This is a genomic window from Photobacterium sp. BZF1, from assembly GCF_014349205.1.
Taxonomy (GTDB): domain Bacteria; phylum Pseudomonadota; class Gammaproteobacteria; order Enterobacterales; family Vibrionaceae; genus Photobacterium.
In genome coordinates this window covers 1-18,812 of record NZ_JACSOF010000128.1, presented here as the reverse complement: position 1 = coordinate 18,812, position 18,812 = coordinate 1, and the positions used below count along the sequence as shown (strand labels likewise).

The following is an 18,812-nucleotide window of genomic DNA, read 5'->3' as shown; positions in this document are numbered from 1 at the left end:
GTGCGGAAGGAGAGACTTGAACTCTCACACCTTGCGGCGCCAGAACCTAAATCTGGTGCGTCTACCAATTTCGCCACTTCCGCACAAATTGTTTCTTTCTCAAGGAAAGAATGGTGGCTACGACGGGATTCGAACCTGTGACCCCATCATTATGAGTGATGTGCTCTAACCAACTGAGCTACGTAGCCAACATGGGTTGCTGAATATACTAGTAATCAACGACCTTGTAAAGATGGCAGGTCTACCTGGATTCGAACCAGGGAATGACGGGATCAAAACCCGTTGCCTTACCGCTTGGCGATAGACCTGCAGGTGCTCTTTTCAGAGACTTGCTTTCAATCAAGCTCTTGCCTAAAAGCTAAAGCTCAACCGAAGAATAATGGTGCGGAAGGAGAGACTTGAACTCTCACACCTTGCGGCGCCAGAACCTAAATCTGGTGCGTCTACCAATTTCGCCACTTCCGCACATTGTATCTCGATTCCGAAGAAAGGAGATGGTGGCTACGACGGGATTCGAACCTGTGACCCCATCATTATGAGTGATGTGCTCTAACCAGCTGAGCTACGTAGCCATCTTGTTGTTTTCCTAACAGCTTGCCTGTCAGGCCGCTGTGTCGGGAACGGGGCGCATTATGCTCATACCAGCCAATAGCGTCAATAGTTTTTTTGAATATCTTGAAAAAACCCGGTTGTTCGGTGCTTATTTGGACGAACTGGGCGTTTGCCGTGCTAAACATCTGCTTTTATGCGTTTTAGCGCGTGTGAAAAGGGTAAAGCTGCAACAAGTGTATGGGTAGGATATTGGTAGCCATGCAGATAAAAAGAAAGCCAGCACGGCGGCTGGCTTTCTGGCGCATAGGATAATACGTTAGGCGGTATTAAACGTTGAAGCGGAAGTGAACCACATCACCGTCTTTAACGATGTAGTCTTTACCTTCCAAACGCCATTTACCTGCTTCTTTCGCGCCGTTTTCACCGTTGAATTCGATGAAGTTGTCGTAACCAACGACTTCTGCACGGATGAAACCTTTTTCGAAGTCAGTGTGGATCTTACCCGCTGCTTGTGGAGCTGTTGCGCCGACAGGGATAGTCCAAGCACGAACTTCCTTCACACCCGCGGTGAAGTATGTTTGTAGGTTAAGCAGTTCGTAACCAGAGCGGATCACACGGTTAAGGCCCGGCTCCTCGATACCCATGTCAGATAGGAACTCTTCGCGGTCTGCATCGTCAAGCTCTGCAATTTCAGACTCAATGGCAGCACATACTGGAACCACAACAGCGTTTTCTTTTGCTGCGTGCTCGCGAACCATGTCTAGGTACTCGTTGTCTTCGAAGCCATCTTCGTTAACGTTGGCGATGTACATGGTTGGCTTAAGCGTCAGGAAGTTCAGGTAGCTGATAGCTGCGAACTCTTCTTTGCTTAGCTCAATCGAGCGTGCCATACCACCTTCAGTCAGGGTCGGTAGCATTTTCTCAAGTACGGCGATTTCGAACTTAGCATCCTTGTCACCACCTTTGGCACGTTTAGCCTGGCGCTGGATAGCACGCTCACAGGTATCAAGGTCAGCTAGAGCAAGCTCAAGGTTGATCACCTCGATATCGTCAAGCGGGTTGATCTTGCCAGCAACGTGGATGATGTTTTCGTTTTCGAAACAGCGAACAACGTGGCCGATCGCATCGGTTTCACGGATGTTTGCCAGGAATTTGTTACCTAGACCTTCGCCTTTAGACGCACCGGCAACCAAGCCTGCAATATCAACGAATTCCATCGTTGTCGGCAGGATACGCTCAGGGTTAACGATCGCTGCCAGGGCATCAAGACGCAGATCCGGCACTGGCACTACGCCTGTGTTTGGTTCGATAGTACAGAACGGGAAGTTCGCTGCCTCGATCCCTGCTTTGGTCAGGGCGTTGAAAAGAGTGGACTTACCTACGTTAGGCAGGCCGACGATTCCGCATTTAAAACCCATGGTTTGAAACCCTTTTGGTAATTGTTCGGTAAAACAGTCCGGCAGACCCGCTGCCGAAAAATAAATTCAGTATTGGCTACAGTATTCGGCTTAGACAGCTTTGAATGAATGTAGTCGATTTTGGGCTTTGTTTAAGCCATCTTTGAGCAAAATATCCATGCAACGCACTGCCTCATCAACAGCCGCATCGATATTTTCCTGCTCTTTGGCTGGCGCCTTGCCTAGGACAAAGCCAGCTACCTTGTTCTTGTCGCCCGGATGGCCGATACCAATCCGCAGGCGGTAGAAATCTTTGTTGTTGCCCATCTTGCTGATGATGTCACGCAGGCCGTTGTGGCCACCGTGGCCGCCACCCTTTTTAAACTTGGCAACACCCGGGGGCAGGTCAAGTTCATCGTGGGCAACCATGATCTCTTCTGGCTTGATTTGGAAGAACTTCGCCAGTGCAGCTACCGATTTACCCGAGAGGTTCATGTAGGTAGATGGGATCAACAAGCGAAGATCCTGGCCATTGGTCTGGATCCGGCCGGTTTGACCAAAGTATTTGGCTTCCTCGCGTAGGCTGACATTGTGTATACGGGCCAGCTCTTCTACCACCCAGGCACCGGCATTGTGGCGGGTCCTGGCATATTCGGCACCGGGGTTTGCTAGGCCAACAAGTAGGCGAATATTGTTACTCACACTGATCTCTCAAGTCTAGGGGCTGTAAAATCGCGCGCTATGTTATATCAAAATAGCCAAAATTGATATCTAAACGAAAAATGCCCCGTAATGTACGGGGCATTTAGCTATGGGGGAGGTCGCTGATAGCGGCTCGTTACTACTCAACTCGCTCAAGCGTGACGGTTTCGTAGCTCATTGGCTGCAATATTGGGTGATTCGCCTTGATGTAGTTGATAACGGCTTGGGCATCGGTATTGCAACTAAAGGACGAGTCATCACAGTCGACGCTTTCATTTTCATAGATGACTTTGTATTTACCATTGTCATCTTCCTCAATGCGCTCGACAGCAAATGCGGTCAACTGGCCATTAACATAAGCAAGGTCTACCCGGCCGGAGCTCGTTTTCTGGGCTTCAAACAATGGTGTCCAGCCATCGTTGCCTGTTGCATTGTAGTTGTTCATTGCAACATTGTAGGTAGTGCCGTCCAGCAATGGCTCCCAATCTGGGGTATCGAGGGACCCTTTGTTAACCTCGATTGACGTTAGTGTGCCATCGATGCCTGCATTGTTTTCTGTGAAGGTATAACGTAGGTTACCGCCGTATGGGAATTTACCCGCGTGAGAGCCAGTTGGCAGGGTTGCACTGACAGTGCTGGTGATTAGCTCTTTGATGACCGAACCTTGTAGCGGCACGATAGACATGAAATTGGAAAATGGCAGTAGCTCGAGTGAGATGTTGCCTTCTCGCAGATCACCCGCAGCAATATCGGTCCTTACTCCACCGGCACCGACAAGTGACAAGTCAGCCTTCAGCCCTGCAACGCTACTGACCTCTGTGGTTGCAGCCCAGTAATATTGACCCGCTGCAACAATTGGGGCTACATCTGAGCCATGTTTGTCGAAACCGTTGTCACCTGGGCGGCGTTCGTGCTTGATCTCGCTAGGGGCTGTTGAAATGATTTCGCCATAGGCTTCATCCACTGCTGGTTTGTAGTGGGTATCAATATGCTGGCGTAGTTTTTCGTGCTCTTCGACAACGGCAATATTTTCTTGGCCGTCGATAAAGCTTACAACACCTGCGGTTTCTTGCTCACTGAACTTATTGCTCTCATCCCGGGCCGGAGAGTCGTAGAACTCATCGTTACTTAGAAGGGTATTGTTACCATTACAGTGCGTGATAGCACCTTGCCCATTGAAGGCGATGGTTGTTTTGCCGATAGCCTGAGCATATTCACCGGCTTGAACAACGCAAGTCAGGCCTTCACCGTCAGGGTTGGTGACAATTTCGGCGTAAGTGCCGTTGTTGGCCATCCCTAGGTTGGTGAAGTCGCCAAGCAGTGTATGGGAGTGGCCACCTACAATCAGATCAATGCCGTTTACTTGAGATGCAATATCTAGATCAATGGCGTTACCAATATGGGTAACGGCAATAATTTTGTTAATCCCCTTGCCATGGAGCATATCGACAGTTGCCTGGGCTGATTGCACCATATCTTTGAAAATAATATCGCCAGTATTTGGCGCGATATTAGGCATGTCATCAAGCACTAAGCCAAAAACAGCTGCAATATGCTTATCTGCCGGCAGGTTATCAAGGTCTGTTAACACTTCTTTCGTATTACCGTCGAAAGCATAAACCATATAAGGCTTGAGGTTTGTTTGATCCTTTAGGTCGGCATCGTTACTGGTATCGATGTTTGCAGCCAATACCGGGAAGTTGATGGAATCGATAAAGGCATTCAATTTCTCGTTATCAAGATCGAATTCGTGGTTACCCAGTGCCATCGCATCCAAGCCCATCTGACTCAGGATATCCGCATTCATTTTGCCTTCGTTCAACTTGAAGTAAGCACTGCCTTGCCAAGCATCACCACCATGCAGGAATAGTATGCTGTCATTGTTTTCAGCGGCTTCAGCCTTGTAGTTGTTAACCTCAGTGAGCAGGCGAGGGTGGCCGCCAAATTCGTTATAAACCGTCGTTTTATCAACTTTGAAGCTGGATTTTACCGGGTCAAAACTTGAGTGGGTGTCGTTAACATGAGCAATGGTCAAATCAAAAGGGGTATCTAGAGGTGTTTTGTTGTCTGAACTACTTGAGTTACAGCCCGCTAAGGCTAAACCGACCGATAACACAATGAGTGGCTTAGTAAATTTCATGCTTTGTCTCTTGTTGTAGGTATATGTCACAGAGGTGCTGGAATATATACAACAGGCGGGCAAGATTTTGTGATCTGTAATTGAGTTAGAGCTCTAACTAATTTACTGAAATGAATTTTTGAAGGTTGGGTAGCAAAATCAACAGATTTTGTATTATTTATTATAGGGTTATCTTTTTCTTGGGGATAAAAAACGCCCCGCACATGGCGGGGCGTTAGAGCTCTTTAGAGGTCCAGAATTAGTGCTGGAACATCGCTGAGATTGACTCTTCGTTGCTGATGCGACGGATTGCTTCAGCAAGCATGCCAGATAGCGTTAGAACCGATACACGGCCTGTATCTTGGATTTCCTGAGTTAGAGGAATTGAGTCAGTTACGATAACTTCGTCAATTACAGACTCACGGATGTTCTGTGGCGCACTGCCGGAGAATACAGGGTGAGTTGCGTAAGCGAATACACGCTTAGCACCGCGCTCTTTGAGTGCTTCAGCGGCTTTACATAGCGTACCGCCAGTATCGATCATGTCATCAACGATGATGCAGTCGCGGCCTTCAACGTCACCGATCAGGTGCATAACCTGAGAAACGTTGGCACGTGGGCGACGCTTGTCGATGATAGCGATATCAGTGTCGTCTAGTAGCTTCGCGATAGCGCGAGCACGAACAACACCACCGATGTCTGGAGAAACAACCACTGGATCTTCCAGGTTCTTCGCTAGCATGTCTTCTAGTAGTACTGGGCTACCGAATACGTTATCTACAGGAACATCGAAGAAGCCCTGGATTTGCTCAGCGTGAAGGTCAACAGTCAGAACGCGGTCAACACCTACGTTTGACAGGAAGTCGGCAACGACTTTTGCCGTGATTGGCACACGGGCAGAACGGACGCGGCGGTCTTGGCGAGCATAGCCGAAGTAAGGGATTACAGCGGTAATACGGCCTGCAGAAGCACGGCGTAGTGCATCGATCATAACAACCAGTTCCATTAGGTTGTCATTGGTTGGCGCACAAGTAGATTGAATGATAAATACGTCGCTACCACGAACGTTTTCATTAATCTGAACACAGACTTCACCGTCGGAAAAACGGTTAACTGTTGCGTCTCCTAGAGAAATGTAAAGACGGTCAGCAATGCGTTGGGCTAGTTCTGGTGTCGCGTTACCAGCAAACAGCTTCATATCAGGCACGGTGGAAACCTCAGGTTGCGTCCAAGTTGTAGTTACTGACAATCCGTAGAATGTGCGTTCAAGGCTGTCAAAAGGGGAGATGTGTTGACACCTTTTGCGACAAATCCTTGGAGCCAGTTTGGTAATTTATTCAGGGTTGCAGTGGCCGCTTCATGGGTGCTAAATTCAGCAAACACGCAAGCGCCAGTGCCGGTCAATCTCGACGGCGCGTATTCTAACAGCCACGAAAGCGCCTTATCAACCTCAGGGTGCAGTGATCTGACGATTTTTTCGCAATCGTTTTCGTAAACCCCTGCTAACAGTGCATTTAAAGACCGTTTTTTGCTATCCCTTTTTAGCCCTGGGTGGGTGAAAATATCAACTGTAGCAATATTTACCTCTGGTTTGACAACCAGATACCACTTCTCTTCCGGCTCTGCAGGCTGTAATTGCTCGCCTACACCCTCGGCAAATGCACTTAACCCACGGACGAAAACAGGCACGTCGGCACCAAGGGCCAAGCCCAGTTCGGCCAACTCATCGACGCTGAGGTCAGCCTGCCATAAATAGTTTAGGGCAACGAGCGTAGTAGCGGCATCGGATGAGCCGCCGCCAAGGCCACCGCCCATTGGTAGGATTTTGTTGATATGGATATCTGCGCCAGCTTCGATACCGGCCTTTTGGCGTAGCATGTCAGCGGCACGGTAAATCAGGTTGTCTTCGGTTTTCACCCCGTCAATGGCAGGTGTTAGGGTGATCTGATCGCTGTTGTTGGCGGTGATCGTCAGGGTATCGCTATGATCGAGAAACTGAAACAGGGTTTGCAGCTCGTGGTAGCCATCTGCGCGGCGGCCGGTGATATAGAGAAACAGGTTCAGTTTGGCCGGTGCCGGCCATTCGGTGGTGCGGGTGATCATAGCGTACTCTAATTAATGGTCCATTGGTGGATGATAAGGGTAATGCTGGTGCCGGCCGAGCTCAAGACCATGCGCTTGGGCAATGCCGGGCTAACCGAGTAGTCATACTCGTTGTAATCAAGCTGCCAGAGTTTGCCATCGACACGTTTGGCAAGGTAGCCCACTCTATTTTCGTTGTTGAGCTGGTAAGTATCTACCGCTGTCGGCAAGCCAATCAGCCAGTCGCGCATCTGTTCAACCGGCAGGTTAATACCAGTTAGGTTGGCAACCAACTCACTGGCGTTTGAACCCTGGTGGGTTTTGCCATTGTTGTCGACTAGGGTCACGCTGCTGGGGGTAGCATCGAGTTTTAGCAGTGTCGAGCCAAGGAAGTTGGTCAGCAGTAGGTGATCACTGCTTGCGGTGGTTTCCCAGATCAAATTGGCGCCAAAGCGTTGCTGGCCTTTGTAGCCGAGTTTTCCTTTAGCCTGGTAACTAGAGAGGGCTTCAAGCGCTTGTTCATGGCTTTCCCAATCGGTATCGGTGGTCTGTGGTGGTTGGGTCGCACAGCCGGCTAGTAGGGATAGGAAAAGGGCAAACCAAGGTGCTCTACGGGGAATTCGGGCAAAAGGATGGCGGGCATGTCGCAATAATGACATCATCGTTATCACTTTTTTATTAAGTATTGTTGCCAAACAATAGCGGTAAAACCTTAATATTTCCAACTCCTTCTCTCGGAAAAAGAAAGGTTGATATCACTCTTTTTTCCTATTCTATGAATAATTGAATGCTAATTTATGTGGGTTATTGCCATGTAGAATCGATCTGCGTTCTTTAATTAAGTGGGGGCATCAAGTAAAATCCGCCCTTAAATCATATTTCATCGGCGAAGTGGTACACCGTCTCCATGACATTGCTTGCACTAGGAATAAATCATAAAACAGCCTCGGTAGACTTGCGTGAACGGGTTGCGTTTTCGCCAGAAAAGATGAAGCAGGCCTTAGCTCAACTGGAGGACCATCCAGAGGTTCACAGTGGGGTGATTGTTTCGACCTGTAACCGTACAGAGCTGTATTGCGATGTGGCTCAACAAGGCCCCGGGCTCATGATTGACTGGTTGAGTAAGTTTCACCAGATCAGTACAGAAGAGCTGATGCCAAGCCTATATTTCCATGAAGAGCAGGCTGCTGTACGTCATCTGATGCGGGTTTCTTGTGGGCTGGATTCACTGGTATTAGGCGAACCGCAGATCCTAGGCCAGGTCAAGCAGTCTTATTCCGATGCCCGGGATAACCAAGTTATCCAGGGGATGTTGGAAAAGCTGTTCCATAAAACGTTCACCGTGGCGAAACGGGTGCGTACCGAGACTGATATCGGTGGCAACGCGGTATCGGTGGCTTTTGCCGCTTGTACATTGGCAAAACAGATCTTTGAGTCGCTCGAGGAAGCGACGGTACTGCTGGTTGGAGCGGGGGAAACCATTGAGTTGGTTGCCCGCCATTTGGTGGAGCAGGGGTGCAACCGACTGATTGTCGCCAACCGGACCAAAGAGCGGGCCGAAAACTTGGCTCGGGAGTTCGGTGCTGAGGTGATCAGCTTGCAAGAAATACCTGAGCACCTTCACCGGGCTGATATTGTGATTAGCTCAACGGCGAGCCCGCTGCCGATTATCGGCAAGGGGATGGTTGAAAAAGCCATCAAAGCGCGGCGCCACCAACCTATGTTGCTGGTTGATATTGCGGTACCGCGTGATATTGAGCAGGAAGTAGGGGATCTCAACGATGCTTACCTTTATTCGGTAGATGATTTGCACAGTATTGTTGAGAAAAACCGTGAACAGCGTAAAGTGGCGGCGATACAGGCAGAAGCGATTGTCAGTGAAGAAAGTGCCGCTTTCATGAGTTGGATCCGCTCGCTCGAAGCGGTAGACAGTATTCGCCAATACCGTTGCCAGGCTGAGGATTTGAAATCAGATTTGCTTACCCGTAGTTTGCAGGCGCTCGCCAATGGCGGTGATCCTGAAAAAGTATTGGTCGAGCTCAGTAACAAACTGACCAACAAACTTATCCATGCGCCTACCCGCGCGATGCAGCAGGCCGCCAAAGATGGCGAGCCAGAAAAGCTGGCGGTGATCCGCGAGACACTAGGGCTAGATACCGCAAAGAATTAATCCTGGCAGGGAAACCTTCCCTGCCTTTAGTGGAATACAGTAGAAACCTATATGAAACCTTCAATTTTAGTGAAATTAGAAACGCTGGTTGAGCGTTATGAAGAAGTCCAGCATTTGCTAGGTGATCCAGAGATCATTGGTAACCAGGACAAGTTCCGAGCGCTTTCCCGTGAATATTCACAGCTGGAGGAAGTAACCCAATGCTTCCAGGCCTACCAGCAAGCCAAAGAAGATTTGGCGACTGCTGAAGAGATGGCTAACGAAGACGATCCTGAAATGCGCGAGATGGCGCAGGAAGAAGTCAAGGAAGCCAAAGCGGAGATCATCCGTTTGGAAGATGAGCTTCAGGTTCTGCTTATTCCTAAAGATCCGAACGACGAACGTAACTGCTTCGTTGAAATCCGTGCCGGTGCCGGTGGTGATGAAGCCGGCATCTTCGCCGGTGATCTGTTCCGTATGTACAGCAAATACGCCGAGTCACGCGGCTGGCGCGTTGAAGTGATGAGTTCCAACGACGCCGAGCACGGTGGCTACAAAGAGATGATCGCCAAAATCAGTGGTGAAGCGGTGTATGGCACCCTGAAGTTTGAGTCAGGCGGCCACCGTGTACAGCGTGTTCCGGCAACAGAATCCCAAGGTCGTGTCCATACCTCTGCTTGTACGGTTGCCGTGATGCCAGAGATCCCAGAAGCGGAAATCCCTGAAATCAATGCCGGTGACCTGAAAATCGATACCTTCCGTGCATCGGGTGCCGGTGGTCAGCACGTCAACACCACGGATTCTGCTATCCGTATTACCCACTTGCCAACGGGCATCGTGGTAGAGTGTCAGGACGAGCGTTCACAGCATAAAAACAAAGCGAAAGCGATGTCTGTCCTTGCCGCCCGTATTATCCAGGCTGAGGAAGAGAAGCGCCATGCAGAAGAGGCGAGCACGCGCCGTAACCTACTTGGCTCGGGCGATCGTTCAGACCGTATCCGTACCTACAACTACCCGCAGGGCCGTGTCTCTGATCACCGTATCAACCTGACTATCTACCGTTTAAATGAAGTGATGGAAGGCGATATGGACAGCTTGATCCAGCCGGTTCTACAGGAACACCAGGCCGACCAGCTAGCAGCCATGGCTGAGCAGAACTAATGACCCTGTCGATAGACGCCCAGCTTAAGCTGGCGGCTAAGGCATTGATTGATGCGGGCTCAGACAGCCCGCATATCGATGCGGCCGTTTTGCTGTGCCATGTGCTCGATAAGCCCCGCAGTTACCTCTTAACCTGGCCGGAAAAAGAATTGGATGCTGCCCAGCAAACAGCATTTGAATCTATATTGGCAAGGCGCCTGACGGGTGAGCCGGTGGCTTATATCGTTGGTGAGCGCGAGTTTTGGTCGCTGCCTCTTAAAGTGGCCCCCCATACCTTGATCCCGCGTCCAGATACCGAAAGGTTGGTGGAGCTGGCTCTGGAAAAGCTGCCTGCCGACGCCTGCAAGGTGTTAGATCTTGGCACAGGGACAGGCGCCATTGCGCTGGCAATGGCTTCTGAGCGACGCGATATCGTAGTTACTGGTATTGATTTGCGCCCTGAAGCTGCGGCGCTTGCTGAGGAAAACCGCACTAACCTACATATTGCCAATGCACGTTTTCTCTCTGGTAGTTGGTATAGCCCGCTGTCAGAGCAAGAACGTTTTGCCGTGATTGTGAGCAACCCACCTTATATCGACAAAATGGATCCCCATCTGGAACAAGGTGATGTCCGCTTTGAGCCAAAGAGTGCCCTAGTGGCAGAGGATCATGGGTTGGCTGATATTCAGTTGATCAGTGAGCAAGGCCGCCAGCACCTGGAAGTTGGCGGTTGGCTGCTAATGGAGCACGGATACGAGCAAGGTTTGGCTGTACGTGGTATTTTAGACGAGCTGGGTTACCATGAGGTCTCCACAGCACAGGATTATGCCGGCCTGGATCGTGTGACCATGGGCCGCTGGCAAGGATAGAGAGATAACAACAATGTATGCAATGTATCCCGCTATAAAACACCTACATATGCTGGCTATCGCGCTTAGCGTGACCTTGTTTATCTTGCGTTACTGCTTGATGATGGCCAACTCGTCGTTGAACGAGAAGAAGTTCCTGAAAATTACACCCCATGTGGTGGATACCGTTTTATTGCTAACCGGTGTGGCTTTGATTTTCATTACCGGTTTCGTGCCGTTTACGGCAGCAGGTGGCTGGATGACGCAAAAGCTCAGCTGTGTGCTGGCCTATATTGCGCTTGGCTACTTCACCCTGAAAATGGGGACGAACAAAGTCTTTAAGACCTTTGCCTTCTTCGGCTCGCTGGGCTGGGTAATGGCCGCCGCCAAAATAGCAATGACCAAAACCTCTTTCCTAGGATAACCATGTTACGCTTTACCGAACAAGAACTGGAGCAGATGCCGCTGGTGGAAGGCGCGGTTGCGATGACTGAAGCGGTGGATCCGCGTTTCCCAGCTGGCTGGGTCAGCATCCAGTTGGAACGGCTTGCCCAGGAGGCTGAACAAGCCTTGATGGATGAGCCTGATAGTTACCTGCGCCTTGAGGGGCTTATTCGCCTGTTTTACCGCGAGTGGGGCTTTATTGGCGATCACGAGCAGTATTACTCATCCGATAACGTCTTTCTCGACAAAGTCCTTGACCGCAAGAAAGGGATCCCTGTGTCGCTGGGGGCGCTATTCCTGTTTCTCGCCCAGCGCCTGGATTTGCCGGTTAGTGCCGTTGCTTTCCCGACCCAGTTTGTTCTTAAGGTAGAGTGGTACGGCAGTGAACCTCAGTTCATTAACCCGTTTGATGGTGAATACCTGAGTAAGCATGTTATGGCAGCCTGGCTCAAAGGCCACAAAGGGCCATTTACCGAGCTGCGCAGCGAGCACTTTGCAACGGCTGGCAACTATGACGTGCTGGCACGCTGGTTGACCGTGATGAAAAGCGCACTGCTTCGCGAAGGGTTGTTCGCCGAAGCGTTGCGCTGCAGTGATGTCGTTCTGGGGGCTTTCCGTCCGGGAGACCCGCACGAAATCCGTGATCGTGGCTATATTTACCAGCAGCTAGAGTGCAGCCATGCTGCAGCACTGGATTACGAATACTTTATCGAGCAATGCCCTGAAGACCCAGCTGCCGAGTTGCTGAAGCTTCAGGTCCAAGAACTCAACAAAGAGCCGTTGACCCTGCATTAATTTGTATAGGGTCTTGGCTAAAAATTAAGAGAGAAGATGATGGAACAGAAAGTTGTTCGCGTTGGTGATATTGATGTTTCCAATGATAAGCCGTTTGTCCTATTCGGCGGCATGAACGTACTGGAATCACGTGATTTGGCGATGCAGATCTGTGAAAAGTACGTTGAAGTGACAGACAAGCTAGGCATTCCTTATGTCTTCAAGGCTTCTTTTGACAAAGCTAACCGCTCTTCTGTGCACTCCTACCGTGGCCCCGGCATGGAAGAAGGCCTGAAGATTTTCCAAGAGTTGAAAGATACTTTCGGCGTGAAAATCATCACTGATATCCACGAGCAGTACCAGGCCCAACCTGTTGCCGACGTGGTTGACGTTATCCAGTTGCCGGCTTTCCTTGCTCGCCAGACTGATCTGGTTCAGGCAATGGCAAAAACCGGTGCGGTGATCAACGTGAAGAAGCCTCAGTTCATGAGCCCTGGCCAGGTTGGTAACATCGTTGAGAAATTCGCTGAGTGCGACAACGAAAACATCATCCTGTGTGAGCGCGGTGTGCTGCACGGCTACGATAACCTAGTGGTTGATATGCTTGGTTTTGATGTGATGAAGAAGGCCTCTAAAGGTAGCCCGATCATCTTCGATGTTACCCACGCCCTACAATGCCGTGATCCTAACGGTGCCGCTTCTGGTGGCCGCCGTGAGCAAACTGTCGACTTGGCACGCTCTGGCCTGGCAACTAAGATTGCAGGCCTGTTTATGGAAGCGCACCCGAACCCGGATAAAGCACGCTGTGACGGCCCATCTGCTTTCCCATTGGACAAGCTAGAGCCATTCCTTGCTCAATTGAAGCAGCTTGATGATCTGGTCAAGGGTTTCGAAGAAATCGAAATCAAGTAAGATATTTTCTTCTTGCTGATAGTAAAAAGGCGATACCGAGGTATCGCCTTTTTTATTGCTGTTGCTTTAGCAGGTTTTGCCGCTCACTTATAACTTGAAGCGGCTGATCTCCTGCTGTAGCTGGAATGATAGTTCAGATAGCTCAGCCGCTTGCTTGGCCGCCTCGCTGGCTTCTACTGCAAGTTCGTTGGAGACATCGCGGATCCCTTCGGTATTACGGGTAATTTCCGATGTCACGGAAGATTGCTCTTCTGCTGCCGAGGCGATCTGGGTCGCCATATCACTGATGTTGGTTACTGCACTGTTGATCTGGGACAGGCTCGCCGAGGCCGAGTTGGCGTCATCGACACTGGTTTCCGCCAGTTTGCGGCTGTCTTCCATGATCCCGACGGCTTTGCCCGTGGTTTGCTGCAGGGTCTCGATCATCTGCTGGATTTCCTGCGTCGAAGCATGGGTACGCTGGCTCAGTACGCGGACCTCATCGGCAACCACGGCAAACCCCCGGCCTTGCTCACCGGCACGGGCTGCTTCGATGGCCGCATTGAGTGCCAGCAGGTTAGTTTGTTCGGCAATTCCCTGAATCGTAGACAGAATGGTATTGATGCTCTGGGCATGGCTGTTCAGCTCACTGATCACACCTGTCGCCGTATCCACTTCAGTCGCTAGGCTCGTGATGGAGTGCTGGCTCTGGCCGACCTGAGTCGCGCCATGATCAGAAACTTCGACAGTTTCTCCGGCTGTACGGGCCGTATTGTCAGCATTGCCGGCAATTTCCTGGGTTGCTGCAGCCATCTCATTGATAGCCGTTGCCACCATATTGATTTCGTCCTGCTGGTGCTGGATACGGGTGCTGCGCTCTTCAGCCTGAGAAGCGGTAACATGTGCCTGCTGGGTCAGGGAGTTAGAGACATCGTTCAGCTTGCACACCATGGCATGCATATTGCCGACGAAACGGTTGAAGTTATGGGCAAGCTGGCCCACTTCATCGTCACTACGAGGCTCCAAGCGCTGGGTTAGGTCACCTTCACCTGTGGCAATTTCAGCCAGTGCTTCAGATACGCGAGCCAGATCGCGGAACAGGTAACCGACGAGGGCAGCGGAAATTGCCACCACAATCAGGGTGATCACAATGGAGGTGATGATCAGCTGGCGTAGCAGCGTTGTGTGGCTCGCTTCTTCAGTCGTGCGATCCATCTCCAGGCCAAGTACCCAGTCTGTCCCCGGTACAGTAGCAAAGTAGAACAGCTTTTCTTTACCGTCGATAGTGGCCATTTCAATGCTGCCAGTGCGGGCAGCTTCATCGATCAGCGCCATGTTGAGTTCGCTGCTGAAACGGTTGATTGGCTGGAGGATCAAAGACTCGTCAGGGTGGGCAAGAAAAGTGTTGTCTTGTTTGTTGATCAGCATCGCGTAGGCATTTTTACCCGCATCTAGGCTAATAACGTCCTTTACCAGTTGGTCAATCAATACATCGGCACCGACAACACCTTGCAGGCTGCCATTGTTGCGGACAGGCTCGGCAATGGTGATCAGCAATGCATTGGTAATGGCGTCACGGTAAGCGGTAGTGACGATTTGGCGGTTAGCGCTCACGGCATCTTGGTACCAAGGGCGGGTACGCGGGTCGTAGTCGGCACGGTTACGCTCAGGATGAGACCGGAACATACCTCCGGCTGGAGTACCGAAGAAGATATCGTCGAAACCACCCGCTTTTCGGGCCATTTGTAAATACGGCACCATGTTTTCTTCGCGGCTATAGTCATTGAACGAGCTCGCGATATCGCGGCGGATATTTACCCATTCGGCAATGCCTTCGTTAGCTGCGTGGGCAATACTCTCGGCTCGGGCGTAGATGCCCTGTCGGGTTTGGTCAAAGAGTTGGTTGGCGGCAAGCCAAGTCAGTGCCGTTGCCATAATCACAACAGCAAAAAGGCTGGCGCCAATGAGTTTCTGTTTCAAGGTTAGCGTCATTGTCTTTATCTCAACAACAGGTGGGGGAGGTGTCTGCGAGGCGGATTCTATAGCGATTTTCTGCCTGTTGCACGGAAAAGTGGCCGTGGTCGAATAAAAAACAACTTGATGATTTTTCGTGACTTTTGATTGACGAAAAAGAGTCGCGCTTCGCCAGGAATTTGACGGTTCAACAATGTTTGATATGCATTTTGTTACACTTATACCTATAAGGATTATCGACTGCTTATAATGATTATTTTGGATGTTTAGACGTCTAGATGTTGACGCGGCCATTAACAACACTTAGTCTAGGCGCAATTTCTAAAATAGATGTCCTGTAGTCATCATGTCGAACAATACACAACAACATTCTAACGAGCCTGCGCCTTCTGCGTTGGCGTTACTCCCATTGGGGATCTTCTTAGCCTTGTTTATTGGTGTGGGTACTTACCTAACCATGCAAGGTGTGGATTTCGCCTTCTACCAATTGCCAGCCCCTGTCGCAGCACTGCCTGCGGTAATCGCGGCGATCCTGCTGAGCAAGGAAAAACTCAACAAAGCCATTGAGCAGTTCCTACGCGGGGTAGGCCATAGCGATATTATTGCTATGTGTATGATTTACCTATTGGCAGGTGCTTTTGCTTCAGTAGCCAAAGCCACCGGTGGTGTGGATGCCACGGTAAACCTTGGCTTGTCTATGCTTCCTGCTAGCATGATCCTGCCGGGTATCTTTGTGATTTCAGCCTTTATCGCCACTGCGATGGGCACATCAATGGGCACCATTGCGGCAGTGGCCCCAGTTGCCTTGGGGATTGCCCAAACGGCTGGCATGGATGTGGCACTGACGGCCGGTGTTGTTCTGAGCGGTGCGATGTTCGGTGATAACCTGTCAATTATCTCGGATACCACGATTGCCTCGACACGTTCGCAGGGCTGTCAGATGAAAGACAAATTCCGCGAAAATATCCGTATTGCCCTACCTGCGGCAATTGCAGCGATTCTGTTGTTCCTATTTAGCAGCACCCCGACTGAAGTACCGGCAACAACGGACGTTGAGTGGCTGAAAGTACTGCCGTATATCACTATCTTGGTATTGGCAGTATCTGGCCTGAATGTTTTTGTCGTACTTAGTATCGGTATTTTACTGGCGGGTGGTATCGGTTTGTTCGGTACGCCAGATTACAGCCTGTCGACTTACGGTCAGGATATTTATGCTGGTTTCGGCAACATGCAGGAGATCTTCCTGCTGTCGATGCTGATTGGCGGTATGGGGGAGCTGATGCGCCGTCAGGGTGGCCTTGCTTACCTGACACAACTGATCAGCAAAGTGATCCAGGTCTTTAGCAAGCAGCACTCAAAAGCCCAGAACCTCCGCGCTAGCGAGTTGGGTATTGCGGGTCTGGTCGGCCTGACTAACTGCTGTACGGCTAACAATACTGTTGCGATTATTGTCTCTGGCGGTGTAGCACGCGAACTGGCGGAAGAAAACGGTGTGACACCTCGCCGCTCGGCAAGTTTGCTTGATATCTTCTCTTGTGTGGTGCAGGGAGTATTGCCATACGGTGCCCAGGCATTGTTGCTGGGTTCAGTATTCGGTCTTTCACCACTGGAAGTGGTGAGCCATTCCTACTACTGCTTCTTCCTGGCTTTTGCTGCTATCGTGGCAATCTTTGTTAAGCACCCAGCGCGCAAATTGGCTACGGCTTGATAGCCGCCAGCAAAATGTGAAAACCGGAAATAATACCAGAAGCCTCACACCCGTGAGGCTTTTTTTTGCTTGTTACCTCACCGTTATGAAAATGCGAAGCCAGTATGGTGATCTGGTCAACAGAATGATGAAATCCATAGAACAGCGTTCACCAAATAACTTAAACTGACGCTTGTCAATTCTAGTGAAATCACATAATTAGGTTAAGGTGACCCCAATGAAGGAACGCTTTTTCACCAAGGCAGCGTTAACCGCTGCGATTCTTGCCACTCTGACTGGTTGCGCGACCCAATCAGATACAACAGCACCATCATGGCAGGCTGATCAAACGTATAAGCTAACCATTCTCCACACTAATGATCACCACGGTCGTTTCTGGCATAACTCTTATGGCGAATACGGTATGGCAGCACGCAAGACGCTATTGGATCAGATCCGTGCGGAGGTTGCTGCTGAGGGCGGTACAACCCTGTTGCTTTCAGGGGGCGATATCAACACCGGTGTGCCTGAATCTGATCTACAAGATGCCGAGCCGGATTTCAAGGGCATGAACATGCTGGGCTACGATGCAATGGCATTGGGTAACCACGAGTTTGACAATCCACTGGAAGTTTTGCGTAAGCAGGAAGAGTGGGCAGAGTTCCCTATGCTGTCTGCCAATATCTACGACAAGGAAACTGGCGAGCGCCTCTTCCAGCCATACCAAATCTTCGAGCAGCAAGGCATCAAGATTGCTGTGGTGGGTTTGACTACAGAAGACACGGCGAAGATCGGTAACCCTGAATATATCGGTGGTGTTGACTTCCGTGATCCTAAGGAAGAAGCCAAGAAGGTGATCGAGCAGCTGAAGGAAACAGAAAATCCGGATGTGATCATTGCGGCAACCCACATGGGCCACTATGCCAACGGTAACCACGGCATCAACGCGCCGGGTGATGTTGCCCTTGCCCGTTACCTGCCTGCAGGTGAACTGGATATGATTGTCGGTGGCCACTCCCAGGAGCCGGTGTGCATGGAAGGTCCAAACATGTACAACAAGAACTTCAATCCAGGTGATGACTGCCAGCCGGATCAGCAAAACGGCACCTGGATTGTCCAGGCCCATGAGTGGGGTAAATATGTTGGCCGTGCGGACTTTGAGTTCCAGAACGGTGAATTGCAAATGGTTAGCTATGACCTGATCCCGGTTAACCTTAAGAAGAAAGTGAAATTGGCTGATGGCTCCAGCGAGCGTGTATTTATCCAGGACGAGATTGCCCAGGATAGCGAAGTGAAGGCTTTCCTACAGCCGTTCCAGGAGCGTGGCCAGGAGCAGCTGAATATCAAGATCGCCGAGTCTAATGGTAAGCTTGAAGGCGATCGCAATGTGGTTCGCTTCCAGCAGACTAACCTAGGTCGTTTGATTGCAGCATCACACATGCAGCGCGCCAAGGCAGATTTCGCTGTCATGAACTCGGGCGGCGTCCGTGATTCGATTGCTGGTGGTGATATTACTTACAAGGATGTGCTGACGGTGCAGCCTTTTGGCAATATCGTCACTTATACCGACATGACTGGTAGCGAAGTGATGGACTACCTGAATGTTGTCGCGACTAAGCCGGTTGACTCAGGTGCCTATGCCCAGTTCTACGGTATCTCTATGACAGTGGCCAACGGTAAAGTGAGCGATGTGAAGGTCGGTGGTAAGCCACTGAGCCTGACTGACACATACCGTTTCACCGTACCGAGCTTTAACGCCGCAGGAGGCGACGGTTACCCTAAGATCACCGAGCACTCAGGCCATGTGAATACCGGTTTCGTTGATGCAGAAGTACTGAAAGAGTTCCTGCAGACCAACAGCCCGATTGACGTGAATGCGTTCGCACCAAAAGGTGAGATGGTTTACCGCTAACAATTACGGTCAATACTATTGAACAAGGCCCTGCGCATGCAAGGCTAATTATATGGTCCGCCTCACTCTTAAGCCTCTACGCTTGGGGTAGGTAAATTGAAAGAGGTGAACCATATGTCTTCCTTACATATTCTTGGTATA

The 18,812-nt window shown here is 50.5% G+C and carries 15 protein-coding genes and 5 tRNA genes; 8 read left to right on the top strand and 12 right to left on the bottom strand.

Translation table 11 applies throughout. The annotated features are described in order from the left end of the window. Position 1: 1 nt before the first annotated feature. The 11 genes from BIZ37_RS22910 to lolB form a co-directional block, all read right to left on the bottom strand. Positions 2–83, bottom strand: a tRNA-Leu gene (locus BIZ37_RS22910). Between the two features lie 28 nt (positions 84–111). Then, positions 112–188 (bottom strand) — tRNA-Met (locus BIZ37_RS22905). A 45-nt stretch (positions 189–233) separates the two neighbouring features. Next, positions 234–308 (bottom strand) — tRNA-Gln (locus BIZ37_RS22900). A gap of 72 nt (positions 309–380) precedes the next feature. Further along, positions 381–465, bottom strand: a tRNA-Leu gene (locus tag BIZ37_RS22895). 30 nt (positions 466–495) lie between these two features. Next, positions 496–572: transfer RNA gene (locus tag BIZ37_RS22890), tRNA-Met, on the bottom strand. 306 nt (positions 573–878) lie between these two features. Beyond that, positions 879–1,970, bottom strand: coding sequence for a redox-regulated ATPase YchF (ychF, locus tag BIZ37_RS22885; RefSeq protein WP_107300566.1), 1,092 nt, complete (start codon positions 1,968–1,970; stop codon positions 879–881). A gap of 90 nt (positions 1,971–2,060) precedes the next feature. After that, the gene (gene pth, locus BIZ37_RS22880) at positions 2,061–2,651 is read right to left on the bottom strand and encodes an aminoacyl-tRNA hydrolase (protein WP_044622642.1); all 591 of its coding nucleotides are present in this window, start codon (positions 2,649–2,651) and stop codon (positions 2,061–2,063) included. Positions 2,652–2,790: 139 nt separating this feature from the next. Continuing rightward, entirely contained in the window at positions 2,791–4,791 is a 2,001-nt protein-coding gene (locus tag BIZ37_RS22875; RefSeq protein ID WP_187463489.1) for a bifunctional UDP-sugar hydrolase/5'-nucleotidase, read from the bottom strand. Between the two features lie 238 nt (positions 4,792–5,029). Next, the gene (locus BIZ37_RS22870; RefSeq protein ID WP_146157111.1) at positions 5,030–5,977 is read right to left on the bottom strand and encodes a ribose-phosphate pyrophosphokinase; all 948 of its coding nucleotides are present in this window, start codon (positions 5,975–5,977) and stop codon (positions 5,030–5,032) included. 32 nt (positions 5,978–6,009) lie between these two features. Continuing rightward, on the bottom strand, positions 6,010–6,873 hold the full coding sequence (ispE, locus tag BIZ37_RS22865) for a 4-(cytidine 5'-diphospho)-2-C-methyl-D-erythritol kinase (RefSeq protein WP_187463488.1): 864 nt from the start codon (positions 6,871–6,873) through the stop codon (positions 6,010–6,012). A gap of 8 nt (positions 6,874–6,881) precedes the next feature. Then, positions 6,882–7,514 (bottom strand): lipoprotein insertase outer membrane protein LolB, encoded by a 633-nt coding sequence (gene lolB / locus BIZ37_RS22860; protein WP_255526872.1) that lies wholly within the window; start codon positions 7,512–7,514, stop codon positions 6,882–6,884. Positions 7,515–7,759: 245 nt separating this feature from the next. On the opposite strand from lolB, the gene hemA reads away from it, so the two are divergent. From hemA to kdsA, 6 genes are read left to right on the top strand one after another with little or no spacing between them, the layout of a single operon-like run. Then, positions 7,760–9,022, top strand: coding sequence for a glutamyl-tRNA reductase (gene hemA, locus BIZ37_RS22855; protein ID WP_107300568.1), 1,263 nt, complete (start codon positions 7,760–7,762; stop codon positions 9,020–9,022). Positions 9,023–9,073: 51 nt separating this feature from the next. Beyond that, a complete protein-coding gene (prfA, locus tag BIZ37_RS22850) occupies positions 9,074–10,162 on the top strand; it encodes a peptide chain release factor 1 (protein WP_107300569.1) in 1,089 nt (362 codons plus the stop codon). After that, positions 10,162–11,010: a peptide chain release factor N(5)-glutamine methyltransferase gene (gene prmC, locus BIZ37_RS22845; protein ID WP_187463487.1), complete on the top strand. Its 849-nt coding sequence runs from the start codon at positions 10,162–10,164 to the stop codon at positions 11,008–11,010. Before prfA ends, prmC begins: the two co-directional genes overlap by 1 nt. A 22-nt stretch (positions 11,011–11,032) precedes the next feature. Next, complete coding sequence (locus BIZ37_RS22840) at positions 11,033–11,413, top strand: SirB2 family protein (protein WP_107300571.1); 381 nt, start codon at positions 11,033–11,035, stop codon at positions 11,411–11,413. A 2-nt stretch (positions 11,414–11,415) separates the two neighbouring features. Then, positions 11,416–12,228 (top strand): SirB1 family protein, encoded by an 813-nt coding sequence (locus tag BIZ37_RS22835; RefSeq protein ID WP_187463486.1) that lies wholly within the window; start codon positions 11,416–11,418, stop codon positions 12,226–12,228. Between the two features lie 36 nt (positions 12,229–12,264). Then, positions 12,265–13,119, top strand: a complete 855-nt coding sequence (gene kdsA / locus BIZ37_RS22830) for a 3-deoxy-8-phosphooctulonate synthase (protein ID WP_187463485.1) — start codon at positions 12,265–12,267, stop codon at positions 13,117–13,119. An 87-nt stretch (positions 13,120–13,206) separates the two neighbouring features. On the opposite strand, the gene BIZ37_RS22825 is transcribed toward kdsA, so the two are convergent. After that, entirely contained in the window at positions 13,207–15,090 is a 1,884-nt protein-coding gene (locus BIZ37_RS22825) for a methyl-accepting chemotaxis protein (protein WP_187463484.1), read from the bottom strand. A gap of 328 nt (positions 15,091–15,418) precedes the next feature. Here BIZ37_RS22825 and BIZ37_RS22820 point away from each other — a divergent pair, with 328 nt between their 5' ends. Both BIZ37_RS22820 and ushA read left to right on the top strand, forming a co-directional pair. Next, positions 15,419–16,780 carry a Na+/H+ antiporter NhaC family protein gene (locus BIZ37_RS22820; protein WP_187463483.1) on the top strand — a complete coding sequence of 454 codons (1,362 nt, stop codon included), beginning with the start codon at positions 15,419–15,421 and terminating at the stop codon, positions 16,778–16,780. A gap of 217 nt (positions 16,781–16,997) precedes the next feature. Then, positions 16,998–18,671 carry a bifunctional UDP-sugar hydrolase/5'-nucleotidase UshA gene (gene ushA, locus BIZ37_RS22815; RefSeq protein WP_187463482.1) on the top strand — a complete coding sequence of 558 codons (1,674 nt, stop codon included), beginning with the start codon at positions 16,998–17,000 and terminating at the stop codon, positions 18,669–18,671. The last annotated feature ends 141 nt before the right edge of the window (positions 18,672–18,812 follow it).

What these genes read in the sequence shown, in the direction of transcription:
- ychF (WP_107300566.1), bottom strand. Translation starts at nt 1,970, where the DNA reads ATGGGTTTTAAATGCGGAATCGTCGGCCTGCCTAACGTAGGTAAGTCC.
- BIZ37_RS22875 (WP_187463489.1), bottom strand. Translation starts at nt 4,791, where the DNA reads ATGAAATTTACTAAGCCACTCATTGTGTTATCGGTCGGTTTAGCCTTA.
- ispE (WP_187463488.1), bottom strand. Translation starts at nt 6,873, where the DNA reads ATGATCACCCGCACCACCGAATGGCCGGCACCGGCCAAACTGAACCTG.
- lolB (WP_255526872.1), bottom strand. Translation starts at nt 7,514, where the DNA reads ATGATGTCATTATTGCGACATGCCCGCCATCCTTTTGCCCGAATTCCC.
- hemA (WP_107300568.1), top strand. Translation starts at nt 7,760, where the DNA reads ATGACATTGCTTGCACTAGGAATAAATCATAAAACAGCCTCGGTAGAC.
- prfA (WP_107300569.1), top strand. Translation starts at nt 9,074, where the DNA reads ATGAAACCTTCAATTTTAGTGAAATTAGAAACGCTGGTTGAGCGTTAT.
- prmC (WP_187463487.1), top strand. Translation starts at nt 10,162, where the DNA reads ATGACCCTGTCGATAGACGCCCAGCTTAAGCTGGCGGCTAAGGCATTG.
- BIZ37_RS22840 (WP_107300571.1), top strand. Translation starts at nt 11,033, where the DNA reads ATGTATCCCGCTATAAAACACCTACATATGCTGGCTATCGCGCTTAGC.
- BIZ37_RS22835 (WP_187463486.1), top strand. Translation starts at nt 11,416, where the DNA reads ATGTTACGCTTTACCGAACAAGAACTGGAGCAGATGCCGCTGGTGGAA.
- kdsA (WP_187463485.1), top strand. Translation starts at nt 12,265, where the DNA reads ATGATGGAACAGAAAGTTGTTCGCGTTGGTGATATTGATGTTTCCAAT.
- BIZ37_RS22825 (WP_187463484.1), bottom strand. Translation starts at nt 15,090, where the DNA reads ATGACGCTAACCTTGAAACAGAAACTCATTGGCGCCAGCCTTTTTGCT.
- BIZ37_RS22820 (WP_187463483.1), top strand. Translation starts at nt 15,419, where the DNA reads ATGTCGAACAATACACAACAACATTCTAACGAGCCTGCGCCTTCTGCG.
- ushA (WP_187463482.1), top strand. Translation starts at nt 16,998, where the DNA reads ATGAAGGAACGCTTTTTCACCAAGGCAGCGTTAACCGCTGCGATTCTT.